Annotated in this window: 11 protein-coding genes and 1 tRNA gene; 6 read left to right on the top strand and 6 right to left on the bottom strand. The window is 59.6% G+C overall.

Annotated features, from left to right (window positions below; translation table 11 throughout):
• Positions 1 to 2: 2 nt before the first annotated feature.
• Both J3A65_RS07745 and cysQ read left to right on the top strand, forming a co-directional pair.
• Complete coding sequence (locus J3A65_RS07745) at positions 3 to 704, top strand: DUF982 domain-containing protein (protein ID WP_113167067.1); 702 nt, start codon at positions 3 to 5, stop codon at positions 702 to 704.
• Positions 705 to 766: 62 nt separating this feature from the next.
• Positions 767 to 1,564 carry a 3'(2'),5'-bisphosphate nucleotidase CysQ gene (cysQ, locus tag J3A65_RS07740; protein WP_209900619.1) on the top strand — a complete coding sequence of 266 codons (798 nt, stop codon included), beginning with the start codon at positions 767 to 769 and terminating at the stop codon, positions 1,562 to 1,564.
• A 72-nt stretch (positions 1,565 to 1,636) separates the two neighbouring features.
• Here the strand turns inward: cysQ and J3A65_RS07735 are convergent, their stop codons facing one another.
• Complete coding sequence (locus J3A65_RS07735; RefSeq protein ID WP_062580084.1) at positions 1,637 to 2,674, bottom strand: calcium-binding protein; 1,038 nt, start codon at positions 2,672 to 2,674, stop codon at positions 1,637 to 1,639.
• Between the two features lie 249 nt (positions 2,675 to 2,923).
• On the opposite strand from J3A65_RS07735, the gene J3A65_RS07730 reads away from it, so the two are divergent.
• Positions 2,924 to 3,451: a DUF4142 domain-containing protein gene (locus tag J3A65_RS07730; protein ID WP_062453178.1), complete on the top strand. Its 528-nt coding sequence runs from the start codon at positions 2,924 to 2,926 to the stop codon at positions 3,449 to 3,451.
• A 192-nt stretch (positions 3,452 to 3,643) separates the two neighbouring features.
• Here the strand turns inward: J3A65_RS07730 and J3A65_RS07725 are convergent, their stop codons facing one another.
• Entirely contained in the window at positions 3,644 to 3,928 is a 285-nt protein-coding gene (locus J3A65_RS07725) for a hypothetical protein (RefSeq protein ID WP_139283848.1), read from the bottom strand.
• A gap of 168 nt (positions 3,929 to 4,096) precedes the next feature.
• Positions 4,097 to 4,172: transfer RNA gene (locus J3A65_RS07720), tRNA-Thr, on the bottom strand.
• Between the two features lie 261 nt (positions 4,173 to 4,433).
• Between J3A65_RS07720 and J3A65_RS07715 the strand changes: the two genes are divergently transcribed.
• Positions 4,434 to 5,207: an NAD kinase gene (locus J3A65_RS07715; protein WP_062580078.1), complete on the top strand. Its 774-nt coding sequence runs from the start codon at positions 4,434 to 4,436 to the stop codon at positions 5,205 to 5,207.
• A 72-nt stretch (positions 5,208 to 5,279) separates the two neighbouring features.
• Here the strand turns inward: J3A65_RS07715 and prfB are convergent.
• The 3 genes from prfB to J3A65_RS07700 all read right to left on the bottom strand — a co-directional run bounded on the left by prfB (position 5,280) and on the right by J3A65_RS07700 (position 10,437).
• Positions 5,280 to 6,408, bottom strand: a protein-coding gene (prfB, locus tag J3A65_RS07710; protein ID WP_209900617.1) for a peptide chain release factor 2 whose coding sequence is annotated in 2 segments (ribosomal slippage) — positions 5,280 to 6,338 and positions 6,340 to 6,408 — 1,128 coding nt in all. Because the reading frame shifts where the segments join, the coding sequence is not laid out codon by codon here.
• Positions 6,409 to 6,529: 121 nt separating this feature from the next.
• The gene (locus J3A65_RS07705) at positions 6,530 to 9,007 is read right to left on the bottom strand and encodes a penicillin-binding protein 1A (protein ID WP_209900615.1); all 2,478 of its coding nucleotides are present in this window, start codon (positions 9,005 to 9,007) and stop codon (positions 6,530 to 6,532) included.
• A 266-nt stretch (positions 9,008 to 9,273) separates the two neighbouring features.
• Positions 9,274 to 10,437 carry an N-acetylmuramoyl-L-alanine amidase gene (locus tag J3A65_RS07700; protein ID WP_062453183.1) on the bottom strand — a complete coding sequence of 388 codons (1,164 nt, stop codon included), beginning with the start codon at positions 10,435 to 10,437 and terminating at the stop codon, positions 9,274 to 9,276.
• A gap of 760 nt (positions 10,438 to 11,197) precedes the next feature.
• Between J3A65_RS07700 and J3A65_RS07695 the strand changes: the two genes are divergently transcribed.
• Together J3A65_RS07695 and J3A65_RS07690 are read left to right on the top strand one after the other, a co-directional pair.
• Positions 11,198 to 14,281, top strand: a complete 3,084-nt coding sequence (locus tag J3A65_RS07695; protein ID WP_209900613.1) for a ribonuclease E/G — start codon at positions 11,198 to 11,200, stop codon at positions 14,279 to 14,281.
• A gap of 353 nt (positions 14,282 to 14,634) precedes the next feature.
• A complete protein-coding gene (locus J3A65_RS07690; protein ID WP_245341631.1) occupies positions 14,635 to 15,357 on the top strand; it encodes a DsbA family protein in 723 nt (240 codons plus the stop codon).
• The last annotated feature ends 32 nt before the right edge of the window (positions 15,358 to 15,389 follow it).

Below are 15,389 nucleotides of genomic sequence, written 5' to 3'. Positions count from 1 at the left end.
GGATGGATCGCGGGACTTGGAAGCAACCTGTCATCCTGGAAATCTTCGGCCAACCGGGGCCGATCATCGTGCAAGGCACGCTGGATGCCGCTCTTATGCTGCTCAGCGGATGGCCGGCCGCACGCACAGAAGCGCATATGGCGGCGGTGATGGCGTGCCGCGATGTGCTGACGGGCCGAAGCGTAGCGGCCCTTGCCCGCGCCGATTTCATTGAGGCTGCACTAGAGGCCGGCTTTCATGTTCAACCGCAAACCTTTCTTGCCGATATCGATGCCGAACCAATCAAAGACGTCCCGGCCTCACTTGCGACCCTGCCGATCTCGCCGGACCGCCTCGCCCCCCTCGCACCGTTCCGGCGTCGCCTCAGTAAGTCGCCCCGCTTACGCGGGCTTACCCTTGCTTATACCGAACCCGATGCTGGCGGATCCGATTCACTTCCGTCATATCACCACCCGGTGATTAGCTGGAGCGAGCCGCATTCCGCGGCATCGGGGGCTGGGCCGGCCAGCCCACACACACCCTGCATGCGCGAATTATTGGCAGAGCTCTCGCGGACGATCGGCATGATTGCACGGCTCGGCGCCCGACGCGCCGCGGGCGTGCTGCGGCCCCAGCTTCGCCACGGAGCATCGGATCTTCCGGCCGCGGCGGATGCGCACCTTGGCAATTCCTGGGCCGTCGGTCGTCAGCAACCAATGGCATAGGCACGGTGATGTAGAGGCGAGACGAGCTTGCGCTGCTGAAGGCAAGGCAGTAGATCGTCTTCATGATGAGTATGCTTTCCATATTCGAGACGATCGCGCTCGATGCAGGCCGCACGATTCTTGAGATCCGTGGCCGTGGCGCTCATACCCACTACAAGCCTGACCACTCGCCGGTGACGGAGGCTGACGAAGCCGCGGAAGCGATCATTCTCGAAGCGCTTGCGCAGCATTGGCCGGCGATCCCCGCGGTTGCAGAAGAAGCCGTCGCCGCCGGGCAGATCCCCGATATTTCCGGTGGTCGTTTCTTCCTGATCGACCCGCTTGACGGCACACGTGAATTCATCAACGGCCGCGATGACTTCACCGTCAATATTGCGCTGATCGAAAATGCCCTTCCGACCGTTGGTATCGTGTATGCTCCGGCGCTCAACGTCGGCTATGGCGGCGCACAGAACCAAGCGTCCAAGCTCGCAATCGCCCCCGGTTTCACCATCGAAAACCGTCAGGCGATCCGCGCCCGCGTCATGCCACGGCGACCCATCGCCTGTGCCAGCCGGTCCCACCGAACTGTCGAAACGGATGATTTCCTGGCGCAATACGGCGACCTCGAAACCCTTTCCGTCGGTTCATCGCTGAAATTCGGTCTGCTGGCGGAAGGTGCCGCCGACATTTATCCGCGGTTCGGCCGGACGATGGAGTGGGACACGGCAGCCGGAGATGCGGTCCTGCGCGCCGCCGGTGGCAAGACCTGCGCTATCGACGGACAGCCGCTCCGGTACGGCAAGGTCGGTCGATCGGATGAGACTGATTTCGCCAATGGCGACTTCATCGCGACCGGTGCATCGGTTGAAGTCCTGTAGTTTTCCAAATTCTCTCGACCACGAAAAAAGGCGCCTCCTTTCAGAAGCGCCTTCCTAAGACAGCTCGATATCTCAGAGGAAGAAATCGCTGTCGTACATTTTGGTCTGGCCCGCGATCTTGATCTGGAAGTCGGCATAACCGTCGCCGTTCACATCGCCTGAGACGATGCCGCCGCTAAAGCGCAACTCGCCCGCCTCGCCCGAAAAGCCTTTCGAACCGATGAAATCGAAGGACTGATTACCGCCGAAGGTCGTATCCGCATCGATCGACCGGAGATCGATATAATCGTCTTCGGCGCGGCTGAAGTCCTGGATGATGTCGCGGCTGCTGTTTGCCTTGGAGTCTGCGATCGAGGTGAACACGAACGTATCGGCGCCGGATCCACCATAGAGATGGTCGTTGCCGGATCCGCCGTACAGCTTGTCGTTGCCGCTTCCACCGTAGAGGTCGTCGTTACCGGCGCCGCCGTAGAGCGTGTCATTACCGCCCTTGCCGTCGATCAAGTCGTTTCCATCATCGCCCCAAAGCTTGTTTGCGCCGGATGAGCCGTAGATCTTGTCGCTCGCACCGGTTCCGATGGCATTCTCGATGCTGACGAGCGTCTCTTTGTAACTGGTTCCGAGCGTCTGCGCCGAGCCCTTGCCGAGATCGATGGCGACGCCGAGACCGGCCAGATCATCATCCTCGTCCTGCGTCTCATAGCTGATCGTATCGGTCCCCGAGCCACCGTTGAAATAGTTGCGATAGCCGACCGAGAAGAAGGCGTCATTGCCCGTCTCGCCGTAATAGTCGCTGTGATAGGTGGAGACTTCGAAAGAGTCGTTGCCGCTGCCGGCATAGACGACATCATAGAGCTTGCTCGACGTCGAAAATCCTGTTGCGACGTAGCTGTCGTTGCCGGAGCCGAGATCGATCTTGTTGCCGCCTTCGAAGGAATTTTGCACCAAATCGTCGTCAGCGCCTGCATAAACCGTGTTGAAACCACCGTATTTGCCGACGAGGTTGAGGAAGATCCGGTCGTCGCCGCCATAGGTGTAGACGGTGAGATCAGAATCGTAATCATCCTGGTAGACGGTGTTGTCGTAATCGTTGCCGTAGAATGTGGGCATCCGTTTCCTCCGGTCCGCTCCTGGCATGAGAATCGCCGCGGATTGCTGTGCTTATGCTAGACTACGAATCCTGACGGAATCCGTAATATCCCGTTGTCTGCCATTCAGGTTCGTTAACGCGCAATGGCCGCCTTCGTCATCCCCTCGCTTCGACGCTTTATCTCAATCAGATGAAGTACCACGTTGAAAAATCTTTGCGGAACCTCTTTGATTTCCATGGGTTGGTAGGGCTCACAGGAGATACCGACCATGAAAAAAACAATTCTCACCGCAGCATTTCTCATGACCGCAACGGCAGCTTTCGCGCAGTCGGCTGCAGAAAGCACCGGCGCAAACTCGGTTCTGGGTCGCGCTCCGACCACCGCAGACTTTATCATGCAGGCGTCTGCGAGCGGTATGTACGAGATCGAGTCGAGCAAGCTCGCGCTGACCAAAGGCGACGACGCCACCAAGAAATTTGCGCAGCAGATGATTACAGACCATGAAAAGGCTTCTGCCGAACTCAAGGCGCTGATCGACAGCGGCAAGGTCCAGGGCAATCCTGTCACGGCATTGACCGAAGATGACAAGGAAGATGTCGACGAGCTGGCAAAGCTTGAAGGTGCCGATTTCATCGAGGAATATTTCGACGATCAGGTCGAAGCACATGAAGACGCGGTAGACCTCTTCAAGCGCTACGCTGAAGAAGGTGAAAATGCCGATCTAAAGGCCTTTGCCGCGAAGACACTTCCGGCCCTCGAGCATCACTACAAGATGGCACAGGACATGGATAAGTAAGAACTACCCTTCCACAACTGCCATACTCTAAAGAGACAGCCGCCCGATTCGTCGAGGCGGCTTTTTCTGTTGCTTCGCCCTCAGACCCGACGCCCCGGAGGTTCGTTGGAAGCTTACTGAGCAGCGAACCGTCAAACGGATGGTTTTGAAAACGCGAGATAGCGACGCACGAAGGATGCATTGACGTTTCCGTCAGGCCTCAACCGCTGCGTCACGCTTCTTCTTGCCGTCCAGTAACTGAGCGAAGAGTTCGGCCTGTCTTTCGGTTGCTGCTCGGATCGCATTGAGCTGCAAAAGCATGCTGCCAAACGCTGCGACGAGCACAGAGCCGATGAAGGCGGGTGCCGCCCAAGGCAGTGCTGCCAAGAGCGCGAGCAGGGCATAGGACCCCTGCCCGGCGCTGGCCATCAGCGCCACGAGGGCGCAGACCACCAGAACGATCCCGATCCAGCCAATCCACATCAAGACTTTTCCCATCAGTCTCCCCTTAAATTTAAGAGATCCTGACAGAGCGCATTCCATGTTGCAAGGATTGGCCGGCACGAGAAGAGATGCCGGAAAGACAACGGAGCGACGTGCGTCACACCCTGCTCTCCTCAGCCCGAGAAAAGCATGATCAACCGATCAAAATGAATGGGATAGAAGTGGTGCCCCCGACAAGGTTCGAACTCGTGACCCCCTGATTACAAATCAGGTGCTCTACCAACTGAGCTACAAGGGCACTTCTGGGGGTGGAATTACCAGATTCTGATTTCGTGTAAAGCGAAAATTCCGTTGATCGCGATAAACACTTTCGAGAAACGAGATACTCGTGGTCTACCCGCAGCCGGAATGGCTGACGAAGTACCGACGCCGCACCGAAGCGGCTTGTTCGTCCTGTCTTTTCTCCTATAGCTACCTGCTGGACGCCGTATGTTGACGATGCGGTGTTTCAGACCTGTATTCCCTGAGCGCATGTCCGCGTCACACCAAAGGCCTTCCCATGTCGATCGCGACCGAAAAGCTCGCATTCATCGCCTCAACGGCACCCGATGCCGAGGCAGCGTTTGACGAGCTGACCCGGCTTTACGGAAACGTTCCCCTGGTGGAGGCCGACGTGGTCGTGGCCTTGGGTGGTGACGGGCTCATGCTGCAAACGCTGCACGAGACCATGCATATCGGCAAAAGGGTCTACGGCATGAACCGAGGCTCGGTCGGCTTTCTGATGAACGATTTCGAAACGGTCGATCTTCCCGACCGAATCGCGCGTGCCGTCGAAAACGAGTTTCACCCGCTAAAGATGACGGCGACCGATGCCTGGGGTGCGATATCCCACTCGCTCGCGATCAACGAGGTCTACCTGTTCCGCCAATCCTATCAGGCCGCGAAGCTGAAGGTGGTGGTCGATGGGCACACAAGGCTGGAGGAACTGATCTGCGACGGCCTGATGGTCGCGACGCCTGCCGGCTCCACCGCCTACAATCTGTCGGCGCACGGGCCGATCCTGCCGCTGGAGGCGCCGCTTCTGGCGATGACGCCCGTCAGTGCGTTTCGTCCGCGTCGCTGGCGCGGTGCGCTTTTGCCGAACCGGGTCTGCGTCGATATCGAGATCCTCGAGCCGGAAAAGCGGCCGGTCAACGCTGTTGCCGACAATACCGAGGTGAAATCCGTCATCCATATCCGCATCGCGCAATCGACTGAATTGACGGCACGGCTTCTATCGGATCCCGACCATTCCTGGTCGGACCGTATTCTGGCCGAGCAGTTCAACGACTGACAACCACAAAATGAAACGAAAACGGCCGGATCGCGAGATCCGGCCGTTTGTGATTCGGAATGCCTTTAAACCTTACTCGGCGTCGCCGCCGAGATCGGGCTTGCCGCTGATGCGGTGTGCAAGGGCTGCTTCCATGAACTCGTTCAGTTCGCCGTCGAGAACGTCGCCAGGCGCCGTGCTTTCGACGCCGGTGCGCAGGTCCTTGACCAACTGGTATGGCTGCAGGACGTAGGAACGGATCTGGTGACCCCAGCCGATGTCGCTCTTCGAGGCAGCTTCCGCATTGGCGGCCGCTTCGCGCTTCATCAGTTCCGCTTCGTACATGCGGGCACGCAGCATGTCCCACGCCTTGGCGCGGTTCTTATGCTGCGAGCGTTCCTGCTGGCAGGCGACGACGATACCGGACGGAATGTGCGTGATACGCACGGCCGAGTCGGTGGTGTTGACGTGCTGCCCGCCGGCACCCGACGAACGATAGGTGTCGATGCGGCAATCGCTCTCGTTGATCTCGATGTTGATCGAGTCGTCGACCACAGGATAGACCCAGATCGACGAGAACGACGTGTGGCGGCGTGCCGCGCTGTCGTAGGGCGAAATGCGCACCAAGCGATGGACGCCCGACTCGGTCTTCAACCAGCCGAACGCATTGTGTCCCTTGACGAGTATGGTCGCGGACTTGATGCCGGCCTCTTCGCCATCGTGCACTTCCAAGAGCTCGACCTTGTAGCCCTGGCGCTCGGCCCAGCGGGTGTACATCCGCAGCAGAATGTTCGCCCAGTCCTGGCTTTCCGTGCCACCGGCACCGGAATGCACTTCGACATAGGTATCGTTGCTGTCTGCCTCGCCCGAAAGCATCGCCTCCACCTGCCGGCGGTTGGCTTCGGTGCGCAACGTCTTCAGCGCTTCCTCGGCCTCTTTAACGATCGAGTCGTCGCCCTCGTCTTCCCCCATCGCGATGAGTTCGACATTGTCGTTGAGCTGCTGATCGAGCGCTCGCACGCCGTTGATGCTGTCATCCAGCTGCTGACGCTCGCGCATCAGCTTCTGCGCTTCGGAGGCGTCGTTCCAGAGGTTTGGATCCTCTGCCTTGTTGTTCAACCAGTCCAGTCGTCTTACCGCCTGATCCCAGTCAAAGATGCCTCCTCAGCAGGCTTATGGCCTGCTTGATTTCGTCGGTTACGTTGATGATTTCCGCGCGCATGGCGTAATGCTTCTCTCGTCTTTTCGTTGTTGACCGAAGTTGCGGTGGACATAGTTGCGCCGGCCCCGGAAGTAAACCCCGGGCCGGCGCGACGATGTCCTAGAGGATGTCAGTATGAGGATCAAAACAGGCCGGAGGCACCGGACGTGATGGCCTGCTGTGCCTGTGGCGAGGAGTCCAGGATCTGGTCCTGCGTCATGTATTCGCCGCCACCGATGACCTGGAAGACGTCGGCCGGGCCGGTGCCGGGCTTGAAGGCTTCGGTGATCGTATCCGGCTCGCCTTCCATGGCCATCATGCCCGTCTTGCGGTTGACAGCGACGAACTGCATGCCTTCCGGCACCAGGAATTTTTCAGCCGGCATATGCTTTGCCGCCGCTTCGATAAACTGACCGAAGATCGGCGCTGCAAGTCCGCCCCCCGTGCTGCCGCGTCCGAGCGGAGCCGGTGTGTCGAAGCCGATATAAAGGCCGGCCACGATGTTCGGCGTGAAGCCGACGAACCAGGCGTCCTTCTCGTCATTGGTCGTTCCGGTCTTGCCGGCGACCGGACGGTCGGTCAGATGGATCTTGCCGGCCGCGCTGCCGCGCTGCACGACGCCTTCCATCATCGAGGTGATCTGGTAGGCGGTCATCGGATCGAGAACCTGCTCGCGGTTGTCGGCCAGAACCGGCTCTTCCTGGTTCGCCCAGCTGTTGGCATTGCAGCCTTCGCAGGTGCGCTCTTCATGGCGGAAAATGGTCTTGCCGTAACGGTCCTGAATGCGGTCGATCACGGTTGGCTTGATCTGCTTGCCGCCGTTGGCGATGACCGCATAGGCCGACACCATCCGCATCACGGTCGTTTCGCCGGAACCGAGCGACATGGCCAGAACAGGCAGCATCTTGTCGTAGATGCCGAAGCGTTCGGCATATTCCGCCACCAGTTCCATGCCCATGTCTTGCGCCAGGCGGACAGTCATCTGGTTGCGCGACTTTTCGATACCGGTGCGCAGCGTTGCCGGACCGTTGCCGTCCTTGTCACCGTAGTTCGACGGACGCCAGACCTGGCCCCCTGTAACAATCTCGATCGGCGCGTCAAGCACAACCGATGCCGGGGTGTAGCCGTTGTCGAGCGCTGCAGAATAGACGAAGGGCTTGAACGACGAACCCGGCTGACGCATCGCCTGGGTGGCGCGGTTGAATTCCGACTGTGCATAGGAGAAGCCGCCGACCATGGCGAGAACGCGGCCGGTATTCGGGTCCATCGCGACAAAGCCGCCCTGTACCTTCGGAGGCTGACGCAGCCGGAAGGTCTTGGCTTCTTCATTGATCGGCTCGACATAGACGACGTCGCCCGGGCTCAGCACGCCATCGGGACCTTTCGCCGTCCGGCGAGAACCCTTGGCGTCGCGATAGGCCCATTTCATGGCGTCCGCGGGGATCGTTCCCGTCACGCGCTCTTCGGTCACCTTGCCGCCACCATCGGCAGCGGGACGCAGACCGATCTCGGCGGACTTGGCGGACGCGCTGATCACGACGGCAAGCTGCCATTCCGGGACATCGCGCAGGTCAGGCGCCTTGCCGTCGGTGATCGCCTTGGCAAGCGAGACACCCCAATCCGGTGAAATGTCGACCGTGGTCACCGGGCCCTGAAAACCGCGGCGTTCGTCGTAATCAAGAAGCCCGTTCTGCAGCGCGGCGCGCGCAGCAAGCTGAAGCTCGGGATTGATCGAGGTGCGGACGGACAGGCCGCCTTCATAGAGCGACTTGTCGCCATACCGGCCAATGATCTGGCGACGCACCTCTTCGGAGAAATAGTCGGACGCGAACAGATGCGTACCACTCCGGCGCTGCTTGACGCCAAGCGGCTGGGTCTTGGCATCGTCGGCGTCCATCTGGGTAATGTAGCCGTTTTCCGCCATGCGATCGACAACCCAGTTGCGGCGATCAAGCGCTGCCTGCTGATGGCGGAAAGGATGATAGTTGTTGGGGCCTTTCGGCAGCGCCGCGAGATAGGCTGCTTCCGCCGTCGTCAGTTCCGTCACCGACTTGTCGAAATAGGTCAACGCCGCACCGGCGATGCCATAGGAGTTAAGGCCGAAGAAGATCTCGTTGAGGTAGAGCTCGAGGATCTTCTCCTTCGAGTAGGCCTGTTCGATGCGGAACGACAGGATCGCTTCCTTGACCTTGCGGTCCATCGTCTGGTCTGCCGACAGAAGGAAGTTCTTTGCCACCTGCTGGGTGATCGTGGACGCACCTTCCGGACGACGGCCTGAGCCGAAGTTCTGGAGATTGTTCACAACCGCGCGGCCAAGGCCGAAGATATCGACGCCGGGGTGGTTGTAGAAATTCTTGTCTTCAGCAGACAGGAAGGCCGCCTTGACCCGGTCGGGGATAGCCTGGATGGGGAGGAACAAGCGACGCTCGCGCGCATATTCCGTGACCAGCGCACCGTTGCCGGCATGGACACGCGTGGCAACCGGAGGCTCATAGGCAGCAAGGACCGCATAATCGGGCAAATCCTTGGATACACCATTCAAATAGATGGCAACCGCTGCAGCAACGCCCAGAAAAAGGACGCAGGCCATTCCAAAGAAGTATCCAATCAATCTGATCATGTCGAAGCTACCGTTCGGCTTTCGGGTTGCTGCGCAAGGCGCAACATCGCATGGTTCTCGGCGTTTTGCACGGTGATTACGCCAGCGCAAGGCGTCGAGGATAAAAGGCGCGTTATCCGCCCTGCCTCGTGCAGCAGGGTGTAACCGTCTGAATGTGCGTAAAATAGGGCTTCAACCAAGGTATTTCCGCAACTTAGCTTGTATACCGGGATATTCCCGGGCCGTTGTTGCACGTCAGCCACGCCGCATGGGACGCAGCACTCCCTTCACCCGCCGTTGGCGACAGAGTGACCGCGATACCGATCGACGGCTGCGGCAATCAGGTCTGCAATCCGGTTGCGCCAGTTCTGATCGAGCAGAAGTTTTTCGTCTTCCTGATTGGACAGAAAACCCAGCTCGAGCAGGACGGAGGGAATATCCGGCGCCCGCAGCACCTGGAAGCTTGCCTGCCGATGCGGGTTGTTGATGAGCCCGATCTGCCCCTCGAACGACTTGACGACATTGTCCGCCATGGCGATCGAGAAGGCCTGGGTCTCGCGCCGCGTCAGGTCGAGAAGGATATCCGCCACGTCCGACGGTCCGTTCTGAATGCTGTAGCCGGCGAGCTGGTCAGAAAAATTTTCTCGCGCCGCAAGGTTTTCCGCCATCCGGTCCGATGCCTTGTCGGAGAGGGTATAGACGGTGGCACCGCGGATATCCTTTTGCGTCAGCGTATCGGCGTGAAGGGATATGAAAAGGTCGGCGCGATGTTCCCGCGCCGTCGCCACCCGCTCCGACAGCGAAAGAAACGTGTCGTCGTCACGTGTCAGAAATGCCTTCACGCCGGATAGCCGGTTCAAGCGCTCGGCAAGCGTCTTTGCGAAATCGAGGGTAATGACCTTTTCCTGCGTCTTCGTCGTCAGCGCAGTCGCACCGGCATCGATCCCGCCATGGCCTGCATCGACCGCAACGGTGAAAACGCCGTCGTCGGCCATCAGTGGCGTCGGCTCCGAGTCAGTTTGCGTCGTGGCGCGCCAGTCCTGGCCTTTGAGGAGAACGGCAAATTCTTCCTTCGAGACGACCTCGGCATCAAGGACGAGGCGCCAGACGCCGTTCTCACCGGGCCGAACATCCGCCGTCGAGAGCTTCACTGGCCGGTTGGTGGTCAGCACGATCCGGGCGCTCTGTTCATCCATGGTGCCGAAGCGGATATCCTTGAACAGACCGCGCGGCGATAGATCTTCGGGCGGAAACCCGAAGGCGGTCGCCGAGAGGTCGACAATGACGCGTTCGGGGCCGCCGACATAGTGCACTGAAAACTCAGGCTTCGATTCGAAGTCGATGACAATGCGGCTGCGTGCCGCGTCGCCGGCAATGCGGGCTCCGAATGCGAGGATCGGCTTCGTGGTTGCCGCCATCGCAGGCGCCAACGCTGCCCCAGCCAACAACATGACCAAACCAAAAGCGATTCGCCTTACGACACCGGTTGCACCGGTCGCGAAATCGTATCTGGACGTCTCATGTGATACACGCAACGCACCCGTCGGTTTGCCCACCCTCACATAAGTCCCCTAACCTGACTTCGCACATTCGGAATGCAGCAACGGCAGCCGCTGCAGCCGCATGTTTTTAACATAGCAATTTCATGCAGATCGGATGCGAATCATCTCGTCCGCCCGTTGTTTTTGCATAGAATGGCAATTCGATCGACAATATGGCAAAGGCGGCTTTTCCCTTGCTATTGTGACAGATAAACCATACAACGCGAGCGAAGGTTGAAGTGTTGACGGGATAGTCTGCCGATAGGCTGCCAGCTGATAATGATCTGGCGCCATGGACCGACAGACATCCGCCGTCGCTACGCTTCATCCTGATACACGATCCGCCCGGCGGTGGCCGGAAACATATCGGGTGGCATGCCACCCACCGCTCCATCGAGCAAATCTCATTGGAGCAAATTCATCGGGCCCCGTTTGGGGCCTATGGTAAAGTCATTCTCGTTTGGTTTTTGATGGCGCGGCACAATTTTCAGAACCGGGAGAGATCAGGGACGCCTTTGGCTCCGTCTTCTTTCCGGTTGCCCGCACAATCCCACCCGACGGGATCCTTTTTATCCGGCGGAACGACCATTTCGCATGACAAGCCTGTTGTCGGGGAAATCCTCGCGGCAGGCTTTTGTGCATTTGCTCGGCGCCGAGGAGCAGAATTTACATGGCAGACAAAATGCTTATCGACGCGTCTCACGAAGAGGAGACGCGGGTAGTCGTTGTACGCGGCAACCGTATCGAAGAATTCGATTTTGAATCGGAACACAAGAAACAGATCCGGGGCAATATCTATCTGGCCAAAGTGACGCGCGTTGAGCCGTCGCTGCAGGCCGCGTTCGTCGATTACGGTGGCAACCGCCACGGCTTCCTGGCTTTTGCGGAAATCCACCCCGACTACTACCAGATCCCGCTGGCCGACCGGCAGGCGCTGATGCAGCAGGAAGCTGAAGACCAGCGCCGCATTGCGGAAGCCGATTCGGCGGATCCTGGCGATCCGGTGGTCGATCTCTCCCAGCAGGACCAGCCGGATGTCGGCATCGTCCCTGTCAACGCCGTAGAAGAACCGGTTGAAGCTGCAGTTGAAGACGCCCCGGCTGCCGAGGACGCACCGGTTGCAGACGTGGTCGAGAAGAAGGCCAAGCCGAAGCGCACCCGCTCGCGCAAGAAGGTTGTCGAGCCGACTGCCGAAGATGCGCCAGCTACTGAAACTGTCTCCGAAGAAGAAGCGCCCTCCTCCGACGAAAACCCGTCTTCCGACGACGAGGGTTCAAAGCCCGGCGAGATGGCCGCAATGGTCGACACCGATTCGATTTCCGAGGATGCCGGTGGGCGTGGCGGTAACGAAGATGACGATGATGGTGACGACGATCACCACGAGAAGGAAGAGATCGAATCCGTTGGCGCCGAAGACGCCATGGAAGAGGTTCCGGATCGCATCCAGCGCAAGCCGCGCAAGCAGTATCGCATCCAGGAAGTCATCAAGCGTCGCCAGATCCTGCTCGTGCAGGTCGCCAAGGAAGAGCGCGGCAACAAGGGCGCAGCTCTCACGACCTATCTGTCGCTCGCAGGCCGCTACTCGGTTCTGATGCCGAACACGGCACGTGGCGGTGGCATTTCCCGCAAGATAACCCAGCCGACCGACCGCAAGCGTCTGAAGGAAGTCGCTCGCGAATTGGACGTGCCGCAGGGCATGGGCGTCATCCTGCGCACCGCCGGTGCCAACCGCACCCGCGTCGAAATCAAGCGCGACTTTGAATATCTGATGCGCCTCTGGGAGAACGTCCGTACGCTGACGCTCGCCTCGACCGCACCTTGCCTCGTTTACGAGGAAGGCTCGCTGATCAAGCGCTCGATCCGCGACCTTTATAATAAGGACATCAACGAGGTCATCGTCTCCGGCGAAGAAGGCTATCGTGAAGCGAAAGACTTCATGAAGATGCTGATGCCGAGCCATGCCAAGGTGGTTCAGCCCTACCGCGACCTTCACCCGATCTTTTCCCGTTCGGGCATCGAGGCACAGCTCGACCGCATGCTGCAGCCGCAGGTGACGCTGAAGTCCGGTGGCTATCTCATCATCAACCAGACCGAAGCTCTGGTTGCAGTCGACGTGAACTCCGGTCGTTCGACCCGCGAACATTCGATCGAAGACACAGCACTCCAGACAAACCTTGAAGCTGCCGAAGAAGTCGCACGCCAGCTTCGCCTGCGCGACCTTGCCGGTCTGATCGTCATCGACTTCATCGACATGGAAGAAAAGCGCAACAACCGCGCTGTCGAGAAGAAGCTGAAGGATTGCCTCAAGAATGATCGCGCCCGCATCCAGGTCGGCCGTATCTCGCATTTCGGCCTGCTCGAAATGTCGCGCCAGCGTATCCGCGCATCGGTTCTCGAATCGACCACGCAGATCTGCTCGCATTGCGGCGGCACAGGTCATGTGCGCTCGCAGTCGTCGGTTGCGCTTCATGTTCTGCGCGGCGTCGAGGAATACCTGCTGAAAAACACCACACACGACATCACCGTGCGGACCACGCCTGACATCGCGCTGTTCCTGCTGAACCACAAGCGCGGCAGCGTGGTGGATTACGAGAACCGCTTCGGTGTGTCGATCTTCATCGAATCCGACGTCACCATCGGTTCGAACCACTTTGCAATCGATCGCGGCGAAGCCGTCGAGAACCCGGTCAAGATCGAAAGCCTGATGCAGTTTGCGGCGATCCCCGTTGAAGACGAGGACGACGACATCATCATCGAGGTTGATGAAGAGGAAGAAGACGAGGAGATCGTCGCTGCTGCGCCTGCCGCCAAGCAGGACCGCGAGCGGACCGAAGGCGATGATCAGAACGGACGCAAGCGCAAGCGTCGCAGGCGTCGTCGCAACCGCAACGGTGAGAAGAATGGCGAAGGCCAGACGCTCGACGCTGCCGGCGATGCCGAATCGGGTGCCGATGACGAAGACGATGAAGACGGCGATGAGAACGAAGCAGTGGCTGCCGACGGAACTGCGCCTGTCGCAGACGGCGACGACTCGGATGAGAACTCGCGTCGCAAGCGCCGTCGTCGCGGCAAGCGTGGCGGACGTCGCAACCGGACCGAAGACGGTCAGGAGCTGAACGCGTCTGACGACGAGACCGAAGCCGCAGAGGGTGACGACAGTTCTGAAGCCGGCCCGGCCCAAACTGCCGCTGCTGACGCGGACGCTGATGTCGGTGCTGCAACCGAAGCTGCGCCTGTTGACGTTGCCGCAGCGCCGGTCGAGCCTGCGCCGAAGCCACGCCGTTCGCGCCGTGGCAAGGCGTCTTCTAAGACGGAAGAGGTTTCGTCCGAAGTTGAGGCTGTTGCCGAACCTGATGCCGTCGTCGAGACTGCTGCCGAAGCTCCGGCTCCTGCCCCGGTCGAACTTCCGGTGGAAGCTCCGGTCGCAGCGATCGTCGAACAGGTCGATGCAGCCCTTGGCGAACAGACACCTGCCGAGGCCCCTGAAGCTACGCCGGCCGCTGAAGCCTCACCTGTCGCAGAAGCCCCGCAGGCCGAAGAAGCCGCGCCGGTCGCAGAGCCTGCTCCACAGGCTGTCGCTGCCGATGATGCGGACGAATCGAAGCCTGCCCGCGCGAACCGCGCCTCCAACATCTCTTCGTCCAGCGAAGCGGTGGTGAAGAGCTCCGATCCTGCCAAGGCAGCGACCGAGAGCGACGGCGATCCGGCCAAGCCCAAAAAGGGCGGCTGGTGGCAGAAGCGCGGCTTCTTTTGAGCCGTAACCCATCCTAGAAATCGAAACGGCCGCGTCTGACGCGGCCGTTTTTTTGTCTGCGGCATGTCCTCAGAAAATGATTCAAGTCGCTTGCTGATTGATTCCGGAAATGGATCCAAGGCTTTGATTGTGAGTGCTTTTTCTACCGCCTGCCCTACGGAGTCGGCCACTGTTGCGCAGTCCCGGGCACCCCTGCCGTTTTTACTCTATCGCCTCGCGCCACGCTGGCTTAGTTTTGGCGCAAACAGACATGATGGTGCGGCGTTTCGCGCGAAGCCACGCCCAATAGACCGACGAGGAAACGAATGACCCGCCTTCTCAACCCGATACTGAAGACGCTTGCTGCCGGTTCGATGCTGGCCGCAACGGCGTTTGCCGTTCCGGCCTTTGCGCTTGATGACCAGCAGAAGAAGGAGATGGGCGAATTCATCCGGGAATATCTTATCCAGAACCCGGAAGTGATGATCGAGGTCCAGAACGCGCTGGAGGCCAAGCAGCAGAACCAGCGCGTCGACCAGTCCACCAAGGCGGTCGCGGCCAACAAGGAGGCGATCTTTGCCTCCCCCACCGACATCACGCTTGGCAATCCGAAGGGCGACGTCACGGTCGTTGAATTCTTCGATTACAATTGCGGCTACTGCAAGCATGCGCTGGCCGACATGGACACCATTCTCAAGAAGGACAAGAACGTCCGCTTCGTGCTGAAGGAATTCCCGATCCTCGGCCCGGACTCGATTGCTGCGCACAAGGTGGCCAATGCGGTGCGTCTGGTCGCCCCGACAAAGTATGCCGAGTTCCACCGCACGCTGCTCGGCAGCCGCGAGCAAGCGTCCGAAGAGACCGCGCTCTCTGTCGCCACCGCGCTTGGGATCGACGGAGCAGCACTGCGGAAGTCGATGAAGGACAATCCCAACGACGATCTCGTACGCCAGGCCTATCAGTTGGCCACCGCGATCGGCATCACCGGCACGCCGACTTATGTTGTCGGAGACGAGGCCGTGTTCGGTGCTGTTGGCCTCGATACGATCGAGGAAAAGGTCGCCAATGTGCGCGCTTGCGGAAAGGCCAGCTGCTGACGGCCGAGATTTCGAGCGGGATGCTGCATTCT

It is taken from the genome of Rhizobium sp. PvP014 (assembly GCF_017876855.1).
Taxonomy (GTDB): domain Bacteria; phylum Pseudomonadota; class Alphaproteobacteria; order Rhizobiales; family Rhizobiaceae; genus Neorhizobium; species Neorhizobium soli.
Note: the sequence above shows the minus strand (reverse complement) of the source record. Positions and strands in the feature narration are given on the sequence as shown.